The 19,869-nt window shown below is 65.7% G+C and carries 21 protein-coding genes; 5 read left to right on the forward strand and 16 right to left on the reverse strand.

All coding sequences use genetic code 11. The annotated features are described in order from the left end of the window. Positions 1–385: 385 nt before the first annotated feature. From AYL44_RS06615 to AYL44_RS06625, 3 genes are all read left to right on the forward strand, one after another. Positions 386–961 carry a TlpA family protein disulfide reductase gene (locus AYL44_RS06615; protein ID WP_064002884.1) on the forward strand — a complete coding sequence of 192 codons (576 nt, stop codon included), beginning with the start codon at positions 386–388 and terminating at the stop codon, positions 959–961. Between the two features lie 104 nt (positions 962–1,065). Further along, the gene (locus AYL44_RS06620; protein WP_064002885.1) at positions 1,066–1,446 is read left to right on the forward strand and encodes an ArsR/SmtB family transcription factor; all 381 of its coding nucleotides are present in this window, start codon (positions 1,066–1,068) and stop codon (positions 1,444–1,446) included. Further along, positions 1,446–2,384, forward strand: coding sequence for a cation diffusion facilitator family transporter (locus AYL44_RS06625; RefSeq protein ID WP_064002507.1), 939 nt, complete (start codon positions 1,446–1,448; stop codon positions 2,382–2,384). The genes AYL44_RS06620 and AYL44_RS06625 overlap by 1 nt, the downstream gene beginning before the upstream one ends. Before the next feature lie 451 nt (positions 2,385–2,835). Here the strand turns inward: AYL44_RS06625 and AYL44_RS06630 are convergent, their stop codons facing one another. From AYL44_RS06630 to AYL44_RS14535, 11 genes are all read right to left on the reverse strand, one after another. Continuing rightward, positions 2,836–3,783: a cytochrome c oxidase assembly protein gene (locus tag AYL44_RS06630; RefSeq protein ID WP_064002508.1), complete on the reverse strand. Its 948-nt coding sequence runs from the start codon at positions 3,781–3,783 to the stop codon at positions 2,836–2,838. Positions 3,784–3,829: 46 nt separating this feature from the next. Next, on the reverse strand, positions 3,830–4,165 hold the full coding sequence (locus tag AYL44_RS06635) for a DUF6804 family protein (protein ID WP_419865916.1): 336 nt from the start codon (positions 4,163–4,165) through the stop codon (positions 3,830–3,832). Next, on the reverse strand, positions 4,162–4,704 hold the full coding sequence (locus AYL44_RS06640) for a signal peptidase II (protein WP_064002509.1): 543 nt from the start codon (positions 4,702–4,704) through the stop codon (positions 4,162–4,164). Before AYL44_RS06640 ends, AYL44_RS06635 begins: the two co-directional genes overlap by 4 nt. Continuing rightward, positions 4,697–5,413: a copper resistance CopC family protein gene (locus tag AYL44_RS06645; protein ID WP_157532577.1), complete on the reverse strand. Its 717-nt coding sequence runs from the start codon at positions 5,411–5,413 to the stop codon at positions 4,697–4,699. Before AYL44_RS06645 ends, AYL44_RS06640 begins: the two co-directional genes overlap by 8 nt. Before the next feature lie 151 nt (positions 5,414–5,564). Further along, a complete protein-coding gene (locus AYL44_RS14380) occupies positions 5,565–6,791 on the reverse strand; it encodes a M23 family metallopeptidase (RefSeq protein ID WP_331709482.1) in 1,227 nt (408 codons plus the stop codon). Between the two features lie 182 nt (positions 6,792–6,973). Continuing rightward, positions 6,974–7,543 (reverse strand): signal peptidase II, encoded by a 570-nt coding sequence (locus tag AYL44_RS06655; protein ID WP_064002512.1) that lies wholly within the window; start codon positions 7,541–7,543, stop codon positions 6,974–6,976. Between the two features lie 3 nt (positions 7,544–7,546). After that, positions 7,547–8,593 carry a c-type cytochrome biogenesis protein CcsB gene (ccsB, locus tag AYL44_RS06660; protein ID WP_064002887.1) on the reverse strand — a complete coding sequence of 349 codons (1,047 nt, stop codon included), beginning with the start codon at positions 8,591–8,593 and terminating at the stop codon, positions 7,547–7,549. Positions 8,594–8,638: 45 nt separating this feature from the next. Then, a complete protein-coding gene (locus AYL44_RS06665; protein ID WP_064002513.1) occupies positions 8,639–9,295 on the reverse strand; it encodes a DsbA family protein in 657 nt (218 codons plus the stop codon). Positions 9,296–10,275: 980 nt separating this feature from the next. After that, positions 10,276–11,988 carry a heavy metal translocating P-type ATPase gene (locus AYL44_RS06675; protein ID WP_419865917.1) on the reverse strand — a complete coding sequence of 571 codons (1,713 nt, stop codon included), beginning with the start codon at positions 11,986–11,988 and terminating at the stop codon, positions 10,276–10,278. Between the two features lie 401 nt (positions 11,989–12,389). Then, positions 12,390–12,752: a Cd(II)/Pb(II)-sensing metalloregulatory transcriptional regulator CmtR gene (cmtR, locus tag AYL44_RS06680; RefSeq protein ID WP_064002516.1), complete on the reverse strand. Its 363-nt coding sequence runs from the start codon at positions 12,750–12,752 to the stop codon at positions 12,390–12,392. Positions 12,753–12,839: 87 nt separating this feature from the next. Beyond that, a complete protein-coding gene (locus AYL44_RS14535) occupies positions 12,840–12,980 on the reverse strand; it encodes a hypothetical protein (protein WP_157532579.1) in 141 nt (46 codons plus the stop codon). A gap of 405 nt (positions 12,981–13,385) precedes the next feature. Here AYL44_RS14535 and AYL44_RS06685 point away from each other — a divergent pair, with 405 nt between their 5' ends. Beyond that, a complete protein-coding gene (locus tag AYL44_RS06685; protein WP_064002517.1) occupies positions 13,386–13,679 on the forward strand; it encodes a hypothetical protein in 294 nt (97 codons plus the stop codon). 191 nt (positions 13,680–13,870) lie between these two features. Here AYL44_RS06685 and AYL44_RS06690 read toward each other — a convergent pair whose 3' ends face one another. After that, positions 13,871–14,170 (reverse strand): hypothetical protein, encoded by a 300-nt coding sequence (locus AYL44_RS06690; protein WP_064002888.1) that lies wholly within the window; start codon positions 14,168–14,170, stop codon positions 13,871–13,873. 156 nt (positions 14,171–14,326) lie between these two features. Between AYL44_RS06690 and AYL44_RS14885 the strand changes: the two genes are divergently transcribed. Next, positions 14,327–14,938 (forward strand): ankyrin repeat domain-containing protein, encoded by a 612-nt coding sequence (locus tag AYL44_RS14885; RefSeq protein ID WP_419865918.1) that lies wholly within the window; start codon positions 14,327–14,329, stop codon positions 14,936–14,938. Between the two features lie 32 nt (positions 14,939–14,970). On the opposite strand, the gene AYL44_RS06705 is transcribed toward AYL44_RS14885, so the two are convergent. From AYL44_RS06705 to AYL44_RS06720, 4 genes are all read right to left on the reverse strand, one after another. Beyond that, positions 14,971–15,255: a hypothetical protein gene (locus tag AYL44_RS06705; protein WP_064002520.1), complete on the reverse strand. Its 285-nt coding sequence runs from the start codon at positions 15,253–15,255 to the stop codon at positions 14,971–14,973. Positions 15,256–15,434: 179 nt separating this feature from the next. Then, positions 15,435–15,950 carry a 2'-5' RNA ligase family protein gene (locus AYL44_RS06710; protein WP_231872759.1) on the reverse strand — a complete coding sequence of 172 codons (516 nt, stop codon included), beginning with the start codon at positions 15,948–15,950 and terminating at the stop codon, positions 15,435–15,437. A 5-nt stretch (positions 15,951–15,955) separates the two neighbouring features. Continuing rightward, complete coding sequence (locus AYL44_RS06715; protein ID WP_064002522.1) at positions 15,956–17,938, reverse strand: M13 family metallopeptidase; 1,983 nt, start codon at positions 17,936–17,938, stop codon at positions 15,956–15,958. 34 nt (positions 17,939–17,972) lie between these two features. After that, on the reverse strand, positions 17,973–19,763 hold the full coding sequence (locus tag AYL44_RS06720) for an alpha/beta fold hydrolase (RefSeq protein ID WP_064002523.1): 1,791 nt from the start codon (positions 19,761–19,763) through the stop codon (positions 17,973–17,975). Positions 19,764–19,869: the final 106 nt, after the last annotated feature.

Below are 19,869 nucleotides of genomic sequence, written 5' to 3' on the forward strand. Positions count from 1 at the left end.
GACGGAACCTACACCATCGGCCCCGCAGGATTCGCTGTCTTCCTCGTCCAGGGCGACACGATCGTCAACGACGTCACGGGAGACAAATACGCCCCAGCGGACTTGCGAGATTAGCCCTCCTCAGCCCGCCCACCAGGCCACCGAAAACGCCCGCCGAAACCAGGTTCTGATTCACCTTTTCGGCGGGCGTTCTCGCGCGTCCGCGACCACTCAGTCGAAAACGATCGTTTTCGGCGCGGCCCGGGTTTGCGCCAATGGGGGTTTGGTGCGACGTTCTGTCGCGGGTTGCACTGCTCAGGTCGCCCATAAACCCTCGTCGTAGGTTGGGCGCGTGTCACCCGCCCGAACTCGAGCCACTCACCGCTTCCGGGGTGTGCTGGGCGCGATGATTGCCGGCAGCCTTGCAGCCGGCCTAGCGGCATGTGCTGGAGAGAACGAGAACCTGGCGAACCAGTACCGCGAGGGCAACACTCAGGGCTTCATCTCTAGCGATGGCCGTGTCGAGGAGTTTGCTGACGATGAGCGAGGTGAGTCCTTATCCTTCTCAGGGACGGCGGTCGATGGTTCGACCATCTCAAGTCAGGATTTCGCTGGCGATGTTCTCGTCTTGAACTTCTGGTACGCCGCTTGCGGTCCTTGCCGCGCGGAGGCGCCTTTCCTAGACCAGGCATATGAGGAGACTGCCGACAGGGGAGCTCAGTTTCTGGGCGTGAACATTTACGACGGTCCTGAGCAGGCAACGGCCTTTGAGGAGACCTACGGCATTCCTTACCCGTCGATACTCGCCCGGGGCGACGTCGACCTGAAGCTGGCCTTCGCAGAATGGACCTCGCTGCAGGCAGCGCCCACAACGCTCGTCGTAGATCGCAAGGGTCGCGTGGCCGCGCGGTTGTTCGGTCAGTTGGAGGATGCATCGACGCTGCGCACCCTCGTCGAGGATGCGCTGGCCGAAAAAGGATGACCCTCCCGCTGAGGACGCCGTCTCCCTCGTAGCTGGTTCTCACTCTCAACTAGGGCGACTTCCTCAAACTGGGCGCCGGATCGCCCTATCATCGCTACGTGACGATGAATCAATTGCTGCCGGACAAGCTCCCAGGTGAAGCCAGCGACATCTACGCGCACCTTTTTCAGGCTCTGAGCGAACGGTCACGTCTCGCTGTGCTGCAACACCTCTCCCTCGGCGAGCACAAGGTTCGCGACCTCGTTGCGCACCTTGGATTGGCGCAGTCCACGGTGAGCCGGCACCTCGCCTTCCTCTTGGAGTGCGGTCTTGTCAGGGTGCGCCCTGACGGCCGTTCATCCTGGTATTCGATCGCTGAGCCAGCCGAGCTGGCCGGCTTGTTCGACGCTGCCGGGGCGCTCCTGCGAACCGTAGGCGATGACGCTGTCCTCAAGGGGCATCTCCACAGCCACTCGACGTCCACCGCCCCAGGCGGCGCGCTCTGATGGGCGCCGGTCACAACCACGCCCCGTCCGAGGCGGGCGCGGTGCCGGGTGATTTCCGGCGGAAGCTGTGGATCGCTTTTGCGATTACCGCAACTCTCGTCGCGGTTCAGGCTGTTGGCGCCTTCGTGACAGGCAGCCTTGCGCTGCTCACGGATACCGCGCATGCCGTGACGGACGCGTCAGGACTGCTTGTGGCGTTGATCGCAGCCAGTTTGATGCTGCGGCCCGCGACGGCGAAACGGACGTGGGGGTTCCGTCGCATCGAGGTGATCGCTGCCCTGGGGCAGGCATCACTGTTGCTGGTTGTGGGGACATATACCGCAGTTGAAGGTGTGCGGCGGTTGTTTGAGCCACCCGAGGTTCCTGCCGGTGAGCTCCTGATCTTTGGGGTCGTCGGGCTGGCGGCAAACATCGTCGCGATCGTCATCTTGTCCTCCAGCAGGGCGGCGAACTTCAACATGCGCGCGGCGTTCTTGGAAGTCCTCAATGATGCTCTCGGTTCTCTGGGGGTGATCGTCGCCGCCATCGTCATCGCGACCACAGGGTTCCTGCAGGCGGACGCAATCGCTGGCTTGTTCATCGCTGCACTGATCGTGCCCCGCGCTTTCAAGCTGATGCGCGAGACCGGCAGTGTGCTGATGGAGTTCACGCCTCAAGGTCTGGACCTCGACGCCGTGCGGGCGCACATCCTTGAGCTGGATCACGTGAAGGATGTGCACGATTTGCACGCGTCGACGGTCGCCACGGGCCTACCGACGATTACTGCTCACGTCGTCGTGGAGGACGAATGCTTCACCGATGGCCACGCCGCCGACGTTCTGAAGAGCGTCAAGGAATGTGTTGCTGACCACTTCCCCGTGTCGGTCCTGCATTCGACGTTCCAGATCGAGACCGCGCACATTCAGGACTCCGAACCGTCGTCGACGCGACACGCCTAGGCGAGTTCCGTCGTGATTACATCACTGCGAGAAGCGCCGCGCATGCCTCCTCGCAGTCGCGGCTAGCGGCTAACCGGCCGCGACATCGAGCGGTGACTGCTCTGCCCTTGCACTCTTGGACGTACGCGGCGCGCGTGACACGGCAGGCCATAAGAGCGGCTCGGATACGCTCTCGGTCGGATGACGATGGGCGTCCGAGGGCGACCGCCACCTCCCCACACGCCTCAGCCCACTCAATTCCTCTGTCCTCGCAAAGGTCACGGTCGTCGACGTTCTCGTCTTGGGGTTGAGTGCTCTCGGGCGCTCCCGCCGCGCGCGCGAATCTTAGGAACGCCTCGATGTACGCCGCTCGCTGCGCGATAGTCAATCGACCGTCGATGGGGCGCAGCTGCAAAACGTCGCCAATCTGGGTCATGCGAGGGCCCACCGGGTGCGGTTTTGCGCGCGCGACCTACACATTCCCGTCGCCCTTTCGCCGGAGCGATGTGAGGTATGAGTTGTACGCGTCGAGCTCAGGGTCGCCGTGCACGTCGGCATACCGTGCGTCAGCGGCGTCGCGTGCGGTGCTGACGCGGAACCACCGGTGCATTGCGAACATCAGCATCAGGAGGGTGGGAGCTTCCCCGTAGGACCAGGCCAGCCCACCCGCTACCTGCTGATCTGCGAGCGGATCGATTCCGAGCGTCAGCGAGGACGCCTCGAACGAACTGATGAGCAGGCTGGGCGCCACCATTAGGAAGACGCCGAAAAACGCGTGCAGTGCTGTTTCGACGAACACGTCTAACGCCCGCGCGCCTTCACTCATCCGCACGGGGAGCGGGTCGTCGGAGAGCACCGGGATGGTGAACACGATCCCCGCAATGAGGAACCCGATCTCCAGGGCGATGTGCCCGAGAGGGTTCGCGAGGATGGGGTCGGCAAGGTTGACGAGATAGAGACCGTAGAACGCAGACAGATAGACCGGCAGCGCAACCCACGGGCTGAGCACCCATTGTGCGGCGCGGCTGCGGAGGCCTCCATGCGCCGCCCGTAGCATCACACGTCCCACCCCGCGGTGAGGTGTCGCACGGAGCAGCAGTGTTCCCGGCGATCCGAGCACCAGAAGTGGCGGGATGGCCATCATGAGGGTGAGCTGCTGAAACATGAACACTGAGAACAGTGCGTAACCGTACGCCTCGACGCCTAGCCCGGTGACAGCCGCGAGGGCGATGCACCCAAGCAGAAAGCTCACCGATCGCCATACAGGCCAGCGTCGTCCCGCCTTCCACAGCCGTATCGCACCGGCAAGGTACCCCGCCGCGAGCAGTATCCCCACGGCGGGAAGTACCGGGAACTCGAGCGGGATGACACCGACGAAATCGCTTAACGTCGGCGGGCCGCTCAACGCCGACCCCCTCATGCGTATCGCAGCTGAGCCCTGCGACCCGCGCTGGCGGCATGAAGAGTCACGGGCGGCGCACCTTGATGAGTGCCCCGGCGATCAAGAAGAGGACGGCGGCGGCTGGCTGCGCCGCTGACCAGATCTCTCCCGAGAAGGGAAGGGGGTAGGCCGGGTTCCAGATGATGGCGACAGCAACAAAGGCCGGTATCCACCACCACTGCTTGGCTTGGAACGCGAACCACGCCACGATGAGCGCGAGGATCGCGACGATGAAGAGCACGAGCAGGAACCACGGTCCGCCAAGCAGGACGGGCGCCAGGAAGAGGATTGCGGCCGCTATGAGACTGGGAGCGAGCGCGTTGCGCTGATAGACGGACGGGGCGCGTTTTTTCGCCATCACTGGGCGTGTCCCACTGTTGGCGCTGCGCTGCCCGGGCTTGATCGTCTCGCCGCGTCTGCTTGGCGCACTCGGCTCTGAGACCACAGCGTGGCCATAAGGATGATCGCGCCCACGGCAAGGGCGAGGTCAGCGAGGTTGCCGATGAACAGGGTGCCGTAGGCAAGGAAGTCGGTGACGTGCCCCACCCCAAACCCAGGTGGCGAAAAGAGCCGGTCAACTGTATTGCCGATCGCTCCGCCGAGAATGATCCCGAGCCCCACCGCCCACGGTGTTGTGCGTGCACGGATCATGGCTGTCGCGATGAGAGCGATCGAGACGAGTCCCAAGGCGGTGAGCAGCCATGGAGCCTGAGCCCCGAAGGACAACACGCCGCCCGGGTTGAAGGCCAGCCGCAGCGTCACGAGATCTCCGAGCAGTGGGAGACCTTCAGTTGCACTCAACCCGGCGATAGCCGCCGCTTTGGTTGCTTGATCAGCCACCACCACGAGGCCAGCGGCAACGCACGCCAGCGCAAACCGCTTCTCCCGGCTGTCAGTCATCCCGTTCGCTTCCAGTAACCGTATTAGTCGTCGCGTTGGCGCGGTCGCGGCGTCGGCGTGCGCGGCCGACCATCATCACGGCGACCAGTGCGCCACCGATCAGACCTACACCCGCGATCACCATCATGATCGGCAGGAACTCGGTTCCCTCTCGAGGCCCGGAGTGAACGTCTGCGGGCTGTGTCGCCGTTGCCGTAGGGGCCGGGGTTGGGTCCTGGTCGGCCTCGGAGCTCGACGGCGATGATGGGGTCGATTCTTCAGTACCGGTGCTCTGCGCGAGAGTGTAGGTGTACTCGTCGCTGATGGGGTGGCCGTCGCTGGAGACAACCCGCCACTGCACGGTGAAGGTGCCGGGCGTCGCGGCCTCGGTGATCGGTTGGGTGACGGTGTTGCCGTCGATTGCAGGAGACCCGGCGACGATGTCCTCACCGTCTGGTGTGATCACTGCGATCTGGACCGCACTTCCTGCCGTGAAGACTTCATCGCTGAATGTCAAAGTGACCTCGGCGGGTGGCTCAGTCGTTGTGGAGTCCGCCTCGGGACTCGCGGAGAGGAGACTGTCGTGTGCGGTCGCAGAGGTCGCGCCGGCAGTCATCCCCCAGGTGAGAGCGGCTGCACTGGCGACAAGCAGTGTTACCAGGCGCACCGATCGTGGTTTCCGGCTGAGTCGGCTAATGGGCGTATGGGTCATGTTGTGCGGTTCCTTCACGTGCAGTTGATGATCAGGGGGAAGGGGGTTGGGTCTCGTCAGCGGGTTTCAGTGGGGTGGGACTGTAGGTGCCGAGTCGCCGATGGCCGCGTCAGCCGTGGGTCAGGCTTCTGCTGCGCGGCTGGGCTCACGGGCTTTTCAGCCGAGCGCGTCACACACGTACTCCCCGGTTTCGGAGGTGCGCTGCGGGATCCACTCGAACGCCGTCGCGATATACCTCGAAATGCAGATGGCATCCTGTGGAGGCTCCGGTAGTACCGGCGTAGGCGATGAGCTGGCCTGCGCGTACCCGTTGGCCATAGCTGACGTTGTAGCCCCCGTTGAGGATGTGCGCGTATGCCGTGGTCGATCCGTCGCTGTGGAGGATCTTGATGTAGTTCCCCCACGAGCCGCTCCACCCGGCGAAGGTCACTGTTCCTGATGCTGCCGCGTAGATGGGTGCACCGCAGCTCGCTGCGAAATCGAGCCCACGGTGCCCGCTAGCGGTGCAGTAGCCATTGCTGCAGATGGTGCCGCGTGATCCAAAGTAGGAAGTCACGCCGCCGTGCGCTGGACGGACCCAACCGGAGGGTTGTACTTGTCCGCCACCGCTGGCAGCGCCGCCGCCAGCGCTGTTCCCGCCAGTACCACCACCTCCTGCGTTTGCTGCCTGTTCACGCTCCTCTTGCCGTCGGCGCTCTTCTTCTCTTGCGCGCGCTGCGGCGGCTGCGCGTTCGCGGCGAATCCGCTCCGCTCGTTCCCTGCGGCGAACCTCAACACCCGTCTGGTAATCGGCCACCGTGATCGCGGTCGTATCTCGAAGGGCGGCGAGTTGTGCTTCGAGAACATCTCGGTGCTCGGATTGGGTTTCCAGCGCGACGAGGGCTGCTTGGGCTGCGGTTTGAGCCGCTTGCATCTTCTTCTCGGCGTCGTTCTTCCGCCGGTCACGCTCGGCGCGGGCGACTTCGGCCTGGGCGCTCAGGCTCTGGGCGTTGTCTCTGGCGCCGGCGGCATCGGCATACACCTCACGGTTCGCCTCGACGAGTCTGTCCATCGTGCCCAGGCGCGACAAGAGATCATCAGCACTACCGGGTTCTCCCGAGAAGAAGAGTTCCAGGGCGGGGTCGCGCTTGCCGGAACGGTATTGCTCCGTGATGAGGATGCCCAGTTTTTGCGCGGCAGCTTCTGCCCGGGCGGACTCCGCATCAGCTTGCGCCTGGAGCGCTTCTGCCCGATCGACAGCGTCCTCATATGCTTCGACGGCGAGCACGTGCTCCTGGCCGAGTCGCTCGGCTTCAGCTTGCTTGGCCTCCACATCGGATTGCAGCGACCGGATGAGCGTCTCGATGCGGGCGATCTCCGCGTTCTTCGACGCCTCGTTACGTCGTGCCCTTTCCACGTCGTCCCACGTCGGGTACTTGGCGGCAAAAGCCGGGTCGCCCGGTCCTGACGCGAACCCCGCGATAAGGGCCCCGAGAGCCCCAGCGACAACGACGGTGCGGCGGGTGACACCCCCGTGGAGGGCACGCAGTTCGGACGGGGTGGGCCCGCATCCGCAGTCTGACTCAACTGGACCGCTTCTCATCTCGGCTCCCGCACCGCTGTGCTGACAGGCTCAGGGAGTACACGAACCCGGCGATCGCGGCGCGTGGAATGCTTCCGCACGTACAGGAGGACTCCGAGGCCGAACCCCACGCCGATGAAAATGTCGGCCAGGTTGCCGATGAAGAGGTTGCCGTAGGCGAAAAAGTCGATGACGTGCCCGTTGCCTCCGCCCGGGGGCGCCAGGAAGCGATCGAGGAGGTTGCCTGACGCGCCTCCGAGCACGAAGCCGATCGCGGTCGACCACCCCTTTGAGCGGGCGCGGGTCGCGCCGATGAGGAGCGCTGCGCACGCGATCGCGGAGACCGTCGTCAAGACCCAGGTGGAGTCGGCGCCGAGCGACATGACAGTGCCCGGATTGAACGCCAGCTGCAGCCCGAAAAGGTCTCCCAGGAGAGGGACACGTCCGCGGGGGGCGAGCTCCATGATCGCGGTCGCTTTCGTTGCTTGATCGACTAACGCGGTGAGCGCGGCAACGGTGACGGTCAAAGAGAACAGCGAGACCCGCTGCGCTCCGGTGAGCGCCGTGGATGTGGATTTGGTGATCATCGGTCAGCTCAGTCCTGAGTACGAGTGGAGACCTTTGAAGAACATGTTCACGACTGTGAAGTTGAACAAGACTGCGGCGAAGCCCACGATCGACAGCCATGCTGACCGCACTCCTCGCCACCCTTTGGTGGCGCGAGCGTGAATGTAGCCCGCATACAGAACCCAAATCACGAAGGTCCACACCTCCTTCGTGTCAAAGCCCCAGTAGCGCCCCCACGAATCATTTGCCCAGATCGCGCCGGCGATGAGGGTGAATGTCCACGCAACGAATCCGACGATCGCGAAGCGGTACGCCAACGCTTCGAGAGTGTCCGCAGGAGGAAGGGTGTCGAGGTAGCTTCGCTTTCTCGCAGCCACGGAGGGTTCGAGCGGCGCGATTTGCCGACGGGTCGGTGCCGTGTGTCGTTCTCGTCTGGACTGCAGGAGCTGCGTGACCGATAGTCCGCAGGCGATGGCGAAAAGTGCCGTCGCGAGGGAAGCGACGAAGACGTGGATCACCAGCCAGACGCTCTTCAACGGATCCATCAAGGGAGTGACTTCGACGTAGAACGACAGCGCCGCGCCCCCGAGGAGCAGGACCACCATTCCGATCAAGAAAGCACCGAGGAATCGGAGATCGTACCGTCGCAACACGGCGAGGTAGACGGCAACGATGAGAAGCGTGCCCGTCAGAGCGAACTCATACATGTTCGCCCACGGCACACGGTCCGCGGCGACTCCTCGCGCGAGGGTACCGCCCAGATGGAGGACAAACCCGAGGGTGGTCAGCGTGGTGCCGATCCGTGCCCACACATAGCGAGATGCTTTGTCACTTGCGAGGCGATCACTGGCCGCCGCAGTACTGTGCGGATCGTCTTCTGGTGAGGGACCCGTCGCAGGCCCGGTTCGCGAACCTGCCAAGACCGGCATCCGATGAGGCGTCACCGTGGACGCTGAGCGGCGGGAAAGGTCGGTCGCGTACGCCAAGAACCCGAGGGCGTAGACCGCAATAGCCGTCCACACCAGGAGCAGCGAGATGTCATCAAGCGTCAGAGTCGTCGGATTAGCCATGAGGGACACGATCCAAGCCGTTGTGCGGTGTCGATGTGTCGACCATCAGTCAGAGACCGCCTCATCAAGCGCATCGGTGAGATCGCTCAGCTGCGTAAGTTCGAGCACCTCGCCGTCCAGGAAAAACGTGGGTGTTCCCTGCACGTCCCATGCAATGCCTTCGTTGTAGTCGAGCTCCACGCGCGCTCGTGTTTCCGGGTCTGCGACCGCCGCGTCGAACGCGGTCATGTCGAGCCCGAGTTCTTCAGCGAAGGTGCGGAACCGGGGCGCCTCTGAGCTTTGGCGCTCCCCCCACTCCGCTTGCGTTTCGAACATGCGGTGGTACATGTCCTCGACCTTTCCCTGCTGGGCGGCGGCTTCGACGGCGAGGGCAGCGTTCATCGAATTGGCGTGAGAAGGGATGGGGAAGTACCGGATGGCGTAGTTGATATCGCCGCGGTACTGCTCGCGGACCTGCTCAATCACGGGGTAGAGACCGCCACAGGCCTCGCACTCAAAATCGAGGAACTCGACAAGCGTGGGAGCGTCGGGGCCGGCCTCATCCAGGATGTGTGTGTTGGTCCGGGTGCCTGGAAGGGCACTTCCGCTGGGTTCAGGTTCGGGGGCTGCAGGCCGGTTCATCACCGCGATGAGGATCGCTCCGATGACCACCGCGATGAGACCGGCGAGGACGAGGATCGTCACTTTCGCGGGTGTTTTCATGATTCGTGTCCTTCTTCCGTCTGCGCAGATCGCGCGCGCCAATGAGAGCCATGGACGGCTCAGATGCGGTGACCTGTGAGCAGCGCGTGCCGCAGAGACCGCGTCGGCTAGTTATCGCGGACGGGACTTGGATGCCGCGATCGAAGAGGTAGCAGGACGGGTCAGAGCGAGGCGTACGGGAGGCGCGGTCAGGGTCTACGCGAGTGCCGTCAGCTACCAGTCACGTCCGCGAGATGCTCAACAGAGAAGGCGTCGGGGCTCGGGGCGGCGCCTGAACCCAAGGAATCAGCGACAGGGGCAGGGGGCGCAACCGAGCGTAAACGTGCACTCGTCGTCGCTGTACTCCGCCTTGGGGTGTCAAGAGGATGAGCAGTCCGCAGAACAGGCCGATCGCGCACAGGACAAGACCGAAGCCTTCTGCCTGCGTCGCGGTAGGAACGGTGACAGCGTTGTCGGACCGTGGTTCTTCCTGATCGGTCTGCACCGTACCCGAATACGGGGCACTCACGTCCGCGGCCTCCGCATGACCGATACCGGCGCCGGTGAGGAGGAGCAGTAACGACAGCGCGACACACGTCACGATTCTCGTTATCAACAAACGGTCACGGGTCGCATCCGGTGCGGACGTCGAGATGCGAAACATGTAGTTCAAAGTTATCTCAGGTACTCAGCGACCTCGGTGATTCAGTGGCCATGAGGATACGGAGGTAACAGCCCCAGCGGGGACCGTCACAGCGGAGTTCGCGGCGGTGATCCTTGCCCAGTAGCTTCCGATCCACCGGCCTGATCCTGGGATGCGTCGTTGTCGCACGAAGCGTCATGAGAGTGCCCGGGCGCCTGACGCTGGGTAGCAGCCAACCTCACGATGATGACGACGCCGACAATGAGGACGAGCGCAAGAAGTGCGGTCGACGACAGAGCGAAGATGAGGCTCGCGGAAGTCCAGCCTGACTGCACCGTACTCACGACCTGCGCAACATTCATTTCGCAACCAGTTCAGGTGGAGTCGGCGCTGACAACGTTGGCGTTCTGGATGAGATCGGTGCTGACAGTCCCCGGAGGGCGACGGGGCGGCGTGCTGCTCGGATGCCGTTGACGATCACGACCAGCTCCGCGATCTCGTGGACGAGGACGACCCCGGCGAGCCCGAGTACCCCGAACAGGGCCAGGGGGAACAAGACCACGATGATCGCTAGTGCGAGGCCGATGTTGGTGGTCATGATGCGTCGGCCGCGGCGTGCGTGGGCGAGCGCGCCCGGGATGAGGCGCAGGTCGTGCCCGGTGAATGCGACGTCGGCGGACTCGATCGCCGCAGCGGATCCCTTCACGCCCATCGCGATCCCGACTGTCGCGGTCGCGAGGGCGGGGGCGTCGTTGATGCCGTCGCCCACCATCGCGGTCGGACGGGAGCCGACGAGTTCGGTGATCGCGGCGGCTTTGTCTGCGGGGAGCTGCTCGGCGCGGATGTCGGTGATCCCGGCGTCGTGGGCGATCGCGTGTGCGGTGCGGGCGTTGTCGCCGGTGAGCATGACGGTCGAAATGCCCTGCGCGTTCAGGAGCCGGATCGTCTCGGCCGATTCGGGACGCAGCTCGTCACGCACACCGATCAGGCCCGCGGTCGTTCCGTCCGCTTCGACGACGACGACGGTCATTCCCTGCGCGGCCATATCGTCGGCCGCGTGCGAGAGGTTGCCGGGGGTGAGCCATCGGACGTTCCCCACGCGCACACGCCGTCCGTCGACGTGCCCGGTGATGCCATGCCCGGCGTCTTCCACCACGTCCACCGCCCGCGGCGCCGTCGGGGCGGCAGCGGTGATCGCCGCGGCGAGCGGGTGCGTGCTCGACGCTTCTACCGACGCAGCCCACGCCAGCACGTCCTCGCGGGTCACCCCGGACGCGGGGCGCACATCGACCACGGCAGGTTCGTTGCGCGTGAGCGTGCCCGTCTTATCCATTGCAACGGTGCGGATCGTGCCGAGCTGCTCGAACGCTTCACCAGATTTGATCACCACACCGAACTTCGATGCCGACCCGATCGCGCTGATCACGGTCACCGGCACCGCGATCGCCAGCGCACACGGCGACGCAGCCACCAGCACTACCAGCGCCCGCTCGATCCACGTACCAGGGTCGCCGATCACGACACCGAACAGCGCCACCAGCGCGGCGGCGATGAGGACGGTGGGGACCAGGGGCCTGGCAATCCGATCCGCCAGTCGCGCCCGCTCCCCTTTCCGAGCGTGTGCCTGCTCGACGAGCGCCACGATCTGCGTCAGAGAGTTGTCGCGACCGTCCGCGGTCGCCTCGATTCGAAGCGTGGCCGACCCGTTCACGGACCCCGCGGCGACGGCCGTGCCGGGACCAACCTCGACCGGGATCGACTCACCCGTGATCGCGGAGGTGTCTAGGCTCGAATGGCCTTCCACAACAATGCCGTCGGTTGCGACGCGTTCGCCGGCACCGACCACGAGCACATCGAGCTCACGGACCTCCGATGCGGGAATCGTCTCATCGCCGGACAGGCGGGAGACCCGCACGGTCTCGGGAATCAGAGACAGCAATGCGCGCAGTCCCTCTTTCGCGCGATCCATCGCGCGATCCTCGAGAGCTTCCGCCAGCGAGAACAGGAACGCCAATGTCGCGGCTTCACCGACATGCCCGAGGGCGACGGCGCCGACGGCGGCGATCGTCATCAGCAACCCCACACCCAACCGGCCACGGATCAGGCGACGGACCGCGCCGGGAACGAACGTCGACGCCCCTGCCAGGAGCGAGAGCCCCAACAGGATGAGGGCCGGGAGTTCGCCGCCTGACCACTCGAAGACGTACCCCACGAGCAACAGCACCCCGGCTACCGCGGAGGGAAGCAGGGCCGCATCTCGCCACCATGCAGGGCGCACCTCCAACTCCTCTCTATGAGGAGCCGTGTCATCGGGACCGCAGCACGCGTCGCCTTCCGCGCCGGCGGGCGAGACGCCGTGAGTCGCACCGGGCGCGCAGCAGGAGTCATCCGAACGGTGCGTGGGCGGGGCGGTCAGTTCGATCCGCCGGACTGTCGACTTCTGAGGCTCAGCGGGGCCGCAGCACTCTTCGCTCACTGCGCGACTTCCGCCGAGCCGGTGGGCGCGCAGCACTCGCACCCATCCGCCGTGCAAGCCACGCCCTTGTCCACCGCGACGACCGCCTCGAGCAACTGCCGCAAGCCCAACGCGAGATGCGGGTCCGCGACCTCATATCGCGTGCGTCTTCCCTCCGGGGAAGCGACAATCAGCCCACACCCCCGCAAGCACGCCAGGTGGTTCGACACATTCGTACGCGACAGGTCGAGCTCGCGCGCCAACTCCGCCGGATACCCAGGCGCATCCAGGAGTGACAGCAGGATCCGGGAACGCGTCGGATCAGCCATCGCCCGACCGAGACGGTTCATGACGTCCACACGCGAAGCAAGAGTCAGCATGCAATGACTATACATCCGGCGCTGACCTATTTTTGGGCAGAGTTCTCCCCTGGAAGTGGCGTATGAGCGATTTTCTGGTGTCTGCAGTTACTTCCGCTTGGCGCGCTGCAGCTGTCGGGCGCGCTTGTTCACGCGGTCCGACAGCAAGGGCAGGGCCTTGCAGATGAATACGGTCATCGACGTGATGACCGTCGCAGGCACCGAGATGATGTAGACCATGTGGTCCATCTCGCCACCTCCTTTTCGGAGTGTCCGGCCGTGGCCGAAGCGTGCCTAACCGTCGATGCGGGAAGGCATAGAAAAAGCCGGTCCCAGAGGGGGCCGGCTTGCTACGCCAAAAACGAAATCCCGGTGGGCTCACCGGGATTTTGGGCGCACTTCTCTAACACGTGACACATTACGCGACTCCACGTCCGCGAGCGGCGTTGGAGACCGGCGTGTCGAGACCTCGGCGCTTGCCGCTGGGCGCCGAAAACCCTTACCGAAACCAAGTTCTGGACCACGTTTACGGCGGGCGTTTCAGCGTCTTCCACGCGATGCGGCCGAAAACAATCGTTTTCGGCGCATCGCGTGGCTCGGTTCGGGTAATTGAGCCGGAAACCATGCCTCAACACCTGCATGCCACGATGAGACATGCGACCTTACGACGACATCTTGCGAAGCATCGATCGGCTGGTTGATGAGGAACGCCAGCGAATGATCGCGAAGTACTCGCAGCACTCGACCCTCGGCCCCGATGCCGAGGGCGACGGCTTCATCGCAGACATCCTCGTCGGCTACCGCGCAGGACTTCATAGAGCGCTGATGCCGCTGCTGAGCGAGCCGGGGTTGCAGCGCGCCATCGAAGGATACGAGCGCGGCTCAGACCCGGATAAGGCCGATCGCATGCGGCGGGCACTTGAAGCGGCGGTCGAAATTCCCGAGTGAGCGTCGGGCTCATGTGCCGGCGCCATTCCGCCGTAAACGATCGTTTTCGGCGGATGCACCCGAAACGCCGAACTCGGCGCGCCGTAAACGGCAACCGCTACCGCGTTTCGGCGGCCGTTTTCGGTTGGCCCGTAGTCGAGTGAGCGGGGCCGGCTGAAGACGATCGTTTCCGCAGGTCCGTTGAACTTTGGCTACCTGCCGAGGTGTCCGATCGCTCTCATCACGTCGGCTAGCCACACCAGTTCAAACGTTAACGTCGACTCGGGAACGCGGCTGTTGAGCCGCTCCCATTGCTCCTCTAGGGAGCCGATCGTGAGTTCTGGTTGCTTGGAACGGGTCGCCTGGTAGATCTCCGGGAACGGGACGGAGAAGAAGTAGTCCTCGTAGACCTTGATTGTGCCGCCATTCATCGACTCGACGTGGTCAAGAACTCGCGCAAAAACCTCGCGCAGTTGCGTTGTCGAGATCTCTAGCGGCGCAAACGAATCCATGAGAGCCATGGTAAGGAGAGCGCGCCGGGGCCAGACACTTGCTCGTACGTGACGGCTGCGTACTACCAAGGTTCAGGTGTAGCGGGTCTGCGTAAGCCGGTCATGGTCCGCCCTCAAGCTTCGACTCGCTCGCAGGCGTGTTTATGCCAAAGTCGAATGGTGCAGCTGAGTGACGAGGACCAGAAAAAGGAACTCCCAGAAGGTTTGCCACCTCTGGTGCGAGCTGCCGCCGTGGGCGATCTGGAGCAGGTGTGCGCCCTCCTTTCGGCCGGCGCCTCCGCGAATGAGGCCGACTCGACAGGATGGACTGCGTTGCATGCTGCAGCTGCACGCCGTCATCCCCGAATCGTTGACGCTTTACTCGCGAGTGGCGCCAGTCCCGAGGCCGCCGACTCGGCCGGTTTCACGCCCCTTCTCAACGCGTCGGGTCCAGGGGACGCCGATAGCGTGAAAGCGCTCCTGGATGCTGGGGCCAACGTCACGGTCATGGACTTCGACGTTGGTTGGACGCCACTCAGCCGTGCCGCTGAGTGGGACAATTTCGAGGTCCTCACCCTCCTTCTAGCCGCGGGTGCTGACCCCAACCGGGGCGCGCCGCTCGTCGACGCCATTGAGGCGGGCAGCTTGCGTTGCGTTCGCGCGCTTGTAACCGCGGGCGCGGATACGTCGATGCGAGTCGATGACCACAGTGCGGCACAACTCGCGCGGACTCACAGCCACCATGATGTGGCGGATTACCTCGAGAGTTTGGGCCCCACCGGAGGGTGAGGTGCGCTCGATCTTCCGCAGCGGATTTGACCTTACTTCTCGATCCAGCGCACCTCGCGGGCGGAAATGTTCAGCATCGGGAAGCGTGAGACCTCGCGCCAGGGGGTGCCGACGGACGGGTCGTACTCGATGAGCTCGTAGCTCCGACCGCATTCTCTCCAACTTGTGCATGGTGCGACGTTTGGACTCTCGTCCCACGGCATACCTGCCAGCCGGCTGAGCTCTGCCAGTGCGTCATCTCGAGACGCGAACTCCCAGAAGATGTCCTGATGGGTCTCGTCTCCGATGACAAAGACCGTTCGCTCCGCTCCGCTCATTCGAGCAATCTACGCCGCTGACACACGCGTCGCGCAGTCTGCCGAAAACGATCGTTTTCGGCGCGACCGGCCGGGCATCGCCAGCGAACGCGACACGCCGAAGATCGACCGACCGAAAACCCCCGCCGAAACCGGATCGCGCCGAAACCCCTGCGGCACGTTTTCGGTGCGGTCCTCAATCAGCGTGCGAACACCCCGAGCTCGGTGACGGTGGCGGATGCCGCATCCCACCGCCTCAGCCCGCGAGCGACACCGACGATCGGCTCACCGAGCAGCGGCAGCGCGCGCTCGAGGTCGGCGATCTTCAGCCTGCGCGCGAGGGTGACGTGCGGCATCCACTCGCCCGGAGCGGTGTGCGGAGCGTCGTCACCCGGACCGGCGGCCTCGTGCACCGCCGCGTGCAGGGCGAGCAGCTCGGCCGACGGCACGACCGATCGTGCGAGCACCCGCCGCTCCCCCGCGCCGAAGAGCACCACGGCACCGAGCGTCATCGGGAACGCCGCAGGCAGCGGCACCGACGCCAGCGATACCGACGAACGCACCAGCAGCGTCGCATGCGGCGCGTTCGAGGGCGACGTGTGCGCGGCGAGGCTCGAGAGCCCGGCGTCGGCGAGCGCCTGCCACTCCGCGCGCACGGCGCGCTCGGTCGCCGCATCGAGCTCGAGCTCGATGCTGACGACCGGCGCGCCGCGCATCGCGGTCACCAGATCGTGACGCGCTTGTCCTCGTCGAGCCAGAGCTCATCCGACGGGGTCACGTCGAACGCCGCGTAGAACTCGTCGATGTTGCGGACGATCTGGTTGCAGCGGAACTCGTTGGGCGAGTGCGGGTCGATCGTCAGCAGGCGGATCGTCTCGGCATCCCGTCCCTTCTGCTGCCAGATCTGCCCCCAGCTCAGCAGCAGACGCTGGATGCCGGTGAGCCCGTCGATCACGGGACCGTCGGCATCCGTCGAGCCCGAGGACTTCAGGTGCAGCCGGTACGCCTTGATCGCGATGCCGAGACCGCCGAGATCACCGATGTTCTCGCCGATCGTCAGAGAACCGTTGACGGTGTGATCCGCCGACAGCCCCTGCGGCACGAGCGCGTTGTACTGCTCGATGAGGGTCTTCGTGCGCTCGGTGAACGCCGCGCGGTCCTCGTCGGTCCACCAGTCGTTCAGGGCACCGGTGCCGTCGAACGCGCTGCCCTGGTCGTCGAAGCCGTGACCGATCTCGTGGCCGATGACCGCGCCGATGCCGCCGTAGTTCGCGGCCGGGTCGCGCTCCATGTCGAAGAACGGGTGCTGCAGGATCGCCGCCGGGAAGACGATCTCGTTCATCAGCGGGTTGTAGTACGCGTTGACCGTCTGCGGGGTCATGAACCACTCGTCGCGGTCGATCGGCGCCCCGAGCTTTGCGAGCTGCTGGTCGTGCTGCCACGCGTTCGAGCGGCGGACGTTGCCGATGAGGTCGGATGCGTCGATCTCGAGGTCCGAGTAGTCCTTCCACTTCACCGGGTAGCCGACCTTGGGCGTGAACGCCTCGAGCTTCTCGAGCGCGCGCTCGCGCGTGGCGGGCGTCATCCACTCGAGCGACGAGATCGACTGCCGGTACGCCTCGATGAGGTTGTCGACGAGGACGTCCATCTCCTCCTTCGCGCGCGGCGGGAAGTGACGCTCGACGTACACCTTGCCGACCGCTTCGCCGAGGGCCGCCTCGACGAGCGAGACGCCGCGCTTCCAGCGCTCGCGGTTGACGGGCACACCGGTCATCTCGGTGCCGTAGAACGCGAAGTTCGCGTCGACGAACGCCTGCGATAGGAACGGCGCCGACGAGCGGATGATCTGCAGGCGCAGCCACGCCTTCCAGTCCTCGAGCCGGTCCTCGACGAGCAGCGTGCCGAGGCCCTCGAAGAAGCTCGGCTGGTTGACGTCGACCTCCTCGATGACGCCCGCCTTGCCGGGGGCGACGGCGTCGCGCCAGGGCGCCAGGTCGACGCCGGTGAGCTGCACCGCGGCATCCCAGCTCATCAGGTTGTAGGTCGCGACGGCGTCACGGCTGCGGACGTTGTCCCAGTGGTGCGACGCGATCTCGGTCTCGAGCGCGAGCACACGGTCGGCCTGCCCCTCGGCGTCGGCGACACCGGCGAGCTCGAAGACGGTCGCGACGTACGCACGGAAGGCGGCGCGGGTCTTCTCGAAGTTGTCGAGGCGGTAGTAGCTCTCGTCGGGAAGCGACAGGCCACCCTGTACGAGGAAGAGGATGTACCGCTGCGGGTTGCCCGGGTCCGGCTCGATGTACGTGCTGAAGACGCCTGCGACGCCCTCACGCTCCAGCGTTCCGGAGGTCTGCAGCAGGCTCGGGATGCCGGTGACCTGGTCGACGTACGTCAGCTGCGGCGCGATCGCCTCGGCGCCCTTCGCCTCGATCGCGGCGGTGTCCATGAAGCTCGCGTAGAGGTCGCCGATCTTGCGGGTCTCGGAGCCGGGCTCGGCACCCGTCGACTCCTCGATGATCGTCTTGACGTCCTTCTCGGCCTGCTCCGCGATGAGGTGGAACGACCCCCAGCGCGCCTTGTCCTCGGGGATCTCTGTGCGCTCCAGCCACGCGCCGTTGACGTGACGGAAGAGGTCGTCCTGCGGCCGGATGCCGGGGCTCAGCTCGTCGAGCTCGATGCCGGAGGGAAGCGTGTTCTCGGTCATGCGTCCACCCTATGGGCGTGCTCCGACCGCCGGCTCATTCGCGGGTGGTCGAGCACTCCTCGGGTGCCGGCTCGCCCGCGAAGCGCGCGGCCGTCCAGTCGATGAGCTCCTCGAGAAGCGGGGACGGACGCTCGACGACCGCCGCATGCTCGTACCCGTCGTAGATGCGGTAGTCGACGACCTGGCCGGCCGCGCACATCCTCTCGACGTAGGCGGTCTGCGTCGTGACCGGGATGACGCCGTCGGCTCCGCCGTGGGCGACCAGCAGCGGCGCGTTCTGTCGCAGCGGCGCGGCGTTGGCCCGCAGGTGGATGCCGAGAGGGCCGGTCGCCGGTGGCGTCGAGAACAATCGCGGGTCGCCGCTCATCCCCAGCGCCGCCGCGACGGACACGACGATCGCGGGGTCGGACAGGCATCGCTCCGACATCTGCCGGAGAACGGTGTCGGCGCCGGGCCGGACGTAGTCGTCGTACGAGACGTCGTCGTAGATCGACGAGAACGAGGCGAACGCGTACGAGGCGAAGATGCTGCCGCCCGTGACGCTCGAGATGTTCTGCACGAGCGCGGGCGGGTCGCTGGCCGGTGCGAGCGCCGCGACCCCCTGCACGTACAGCTCGGGCGCGTACTCGCGCGCCATCGCGCCCGCCCACAGCGCGGCGCCGCCGCCCTGCGAGTGCCCCCAGATGACCGTGCGGACGCCGAGGTCGGCATCCTGCAACTCCCGGGCGGCGCGCACCGCGTCGAGCGACGCCGTCGCGCTGGGAGGGCCGATGAGGTACGGATGCGGGCCCTCGGTCCCCAGCCCGATGTAGTCCGTCGCCACCACGGCCCAGCCCTGCCGGATGATCGTCGGCAGGTTGTAGAGCGCGCCCGACCAGAGCCCCCGCGGCTGCAGCGACGGTGCGCAGTGCTCGGAGTAGCCGGTCGTGCCGTGGTTCCAGTCGATGATCGGCCACTGCCCGTCGCCCTCTTTCGGGACGACCACGACACCGCTCGCGACCCGCACCTCGCCGTCGACGCCGGTGGTCGTGTACAGGATGCGCCAGGCCGTCGCCGACACCGGGATGCCGTTCGTGAAGAGCTCCGCACGGATGAGGCGCCCCGGCTCCCCGGGCATGTCGCGGGGGGCCGCGTAGAAGTCGTCGACGACGGTCGATCCTTCGCGCAGCGGCACGGTGACGAGCGCGGTCGTGACGGCCAGCGCGACGGAGACGAGGGCGGTGACCGTGCGCCCCCAGCGGCGCAGGCGCTGCGGCTGGTGGCGGCGCTCCCGCTCGGTGTCGCGGCGCCGTCGCACGCGCGTCCACAGGTCGGCGACCCCGCTCATGATGAGGCGCGCGCCGAAGACGACCGCCACCACGAGCAGGGTGATGTCGGGCCAGAACAACGCGAGGACGCCGAAGATGACGCCCGAGACCGAGAAGGCGGCATCCGCGATGCGCGCATCGATCGTGCGCCCCTTCGCGAAGACCGCGATCACGCCGAGCGCGCCCGCGACGAGCAGCAGGATGCCGACGAGGGTCGCCACGACGCGCACGGTCAGTCCCGGGGTCAGCAGGACGACGAGCCCGCCGACGAGCCACGCGCCGCCCGTCAGCGTGCGCCAGCGAGGACGCACTCCCTCCGTGTCGCGGCCGGTCAGCTCGATGACGCCCGTGAGGACCATGCCGCCGCCGATCAGCCAGGCGAGGACGCCGAGCGCCGTCGTCGGCCGGATGACGATGACCACGCCGAGCACCACGGCCGAGGCCGCGACGACCAGGCGCACCCATTCGGGCAGGCGCGCGTAGAAGCGTCCGAGCGCGAGGCGCTGCAGCTGCCGCATCCGGTCCCTCCTCCGTGCGTCGGCGTCGATCCTCCACGTTATCCGCGGGGGCCGGATGCGCCCGAGTGCTCGACAGCGGGCGCATCGACGTGAGATGGCGCCCGCT

The organism is Microbacterium oleivorans (assembly GCF_001644225.1).
GTDB lineage: Bacteria > Actinomycetota > Actinomycetes > Actinomycetales > Microbacteriaceae > Microbacterium > Microbacterium gawkjiense.

What these genes read in the sequence shown, in the direction of transcription:
- AYL44_RS06615 (WP_064002884.1), top strand. Translation starts at nt 386, where the DNA reads ATGATTGCCGGCAGCCTTGCAGCCGGCCTAGCGGCATGTGCTGGAGAG.
- AYL44_RS06620 (WP_064002885.1), top strand. Translation starts at nt 1,066, where the DNA reads ATGAATCAATTGCTGCCGGACAAGCTCCCAGGTGAAGCCAGCGACATC.
- AYL44_RS06625 (WP_064002507.1), top strand. Translation starts at nt 1,446, where the DNA reads ATGGGCGCCGGTCACAACCACGCCCCGTCCGAGGCGGGCGCGGTGCCG.
- AYL44_RS06630 (WP_064002508.1), bottom strand. Translation starts at nt 3,783, where the DNA reads ATGAGGGGGTCGGCGTTGAGCGGCCCGCCGACGTTAAGCGATTTCGTC.
- AYL44_RS06640 (WP_064002509.1), bottom strand. Translation starts at nt 4,704, where the DNA reads ATGACTGACAGCCGGGAGAAGCGGTTTGCGCTGGCGTGCGTTGCCGCT.
- AYL44_RS06655 (WP_064002512.1), bottom strand. Translation starts at nt 7,543, where the DNA reads ATGATCACCAAATCCACATCCACGGCGCTCACCGGAGCGCAGCGGGTC.
- ccsB (WP_064002887.1), bottom strand. Translation starts at nt 8,593, where the DNA reads ATGGCTAATCCGACGACTCTGACGCTTGATGACATCTCGCTGCTCCTG.
- AYL44_RS06665 (WP_064002513.1), bottom strand. Translation starts at nt 9,295, where the DNA reads ATGAAAACACCCGCGAAAGTGACGATCCTCGTCCTCGCCGGTCTCATC.
- AYL44_RS06675 (WP_419865917.1), bottom strand. Translation starts at nt 11,988, where the DNA reads ATGACGATCGCCGCCGTCGGCGCCGTCGCCCTCGGGCATGTCGGTGAA.
- cmtR (WP_064002516.1), bottom strand. Translation starts at nt 12,752, where the DNA reads ATGCTGACTCTTGCTTCGCGTGTGGACGTCATGAACCGTCTCGGTCGG.
- AYL44_RS14535 (WP_157532579.1), bottom strand. Translation starts at nt 12,980, where the DNA reads ATGGACCACATGGTCTACATCATCTCGGTGCCTGCGACGGTCATCACG.
- AYL44_RS06685 (WP_064002517.1), top strand. Translation starts at nt 13,386, where the DNA reads ATGCGACCTTACGACGACATCTTGCGAAGCATCGATCGGCTGGTTGAT.
- AYL44_RS06690 (WP_064002888.1), bottom strand. Translation starts at nt 14,170, where the DNA reads ATGGATTCGTTTGCGCCGCTAGAGATCTCGACAACGCAACTGCGCGAG.
- AYL44_RS14885 (WP_419865918.1), top strand. Translation starts at nt 14,327, where the DNA reads ATGGTGCAGCTGAGTGACGAGGACCAGAAAAAGGAACTCCCAGAAGGT.
- AYL44_RS06705 (WP_064002520.1), bottom strand. Translation starts at nt 15,255, where the DNA reads ATGAGCGGAGCGGAGCGAACGGTCTTTGTCATCGGAGACGAGACCCAT.
- AYL44_RS06710 (WP_231872759.1), bottom strand. Translation starts at nt 15,950, where the DNA reads ATGCGCGGCGCGCCGGTCGTCAGCATCGAGCTCGAGCTCGATGCGGCG.
- AYL44_RS06715 (WP_064002522.1), bottom strand. Translation starts at nt 17,938, where the DNA reads ATGACCGAGAACACGCTTCCCTCCGGCATCGAGCTCGACGAGCTGAGC.
- AYL44_RS06720 (WP_064002523.1), bottom strand. Translation starts at nt 19,763, where the DNA reads ATGCGGCAGCTGCAGCGCCTCGCGCTCGGACGCTTCTACGCGCGCCTG.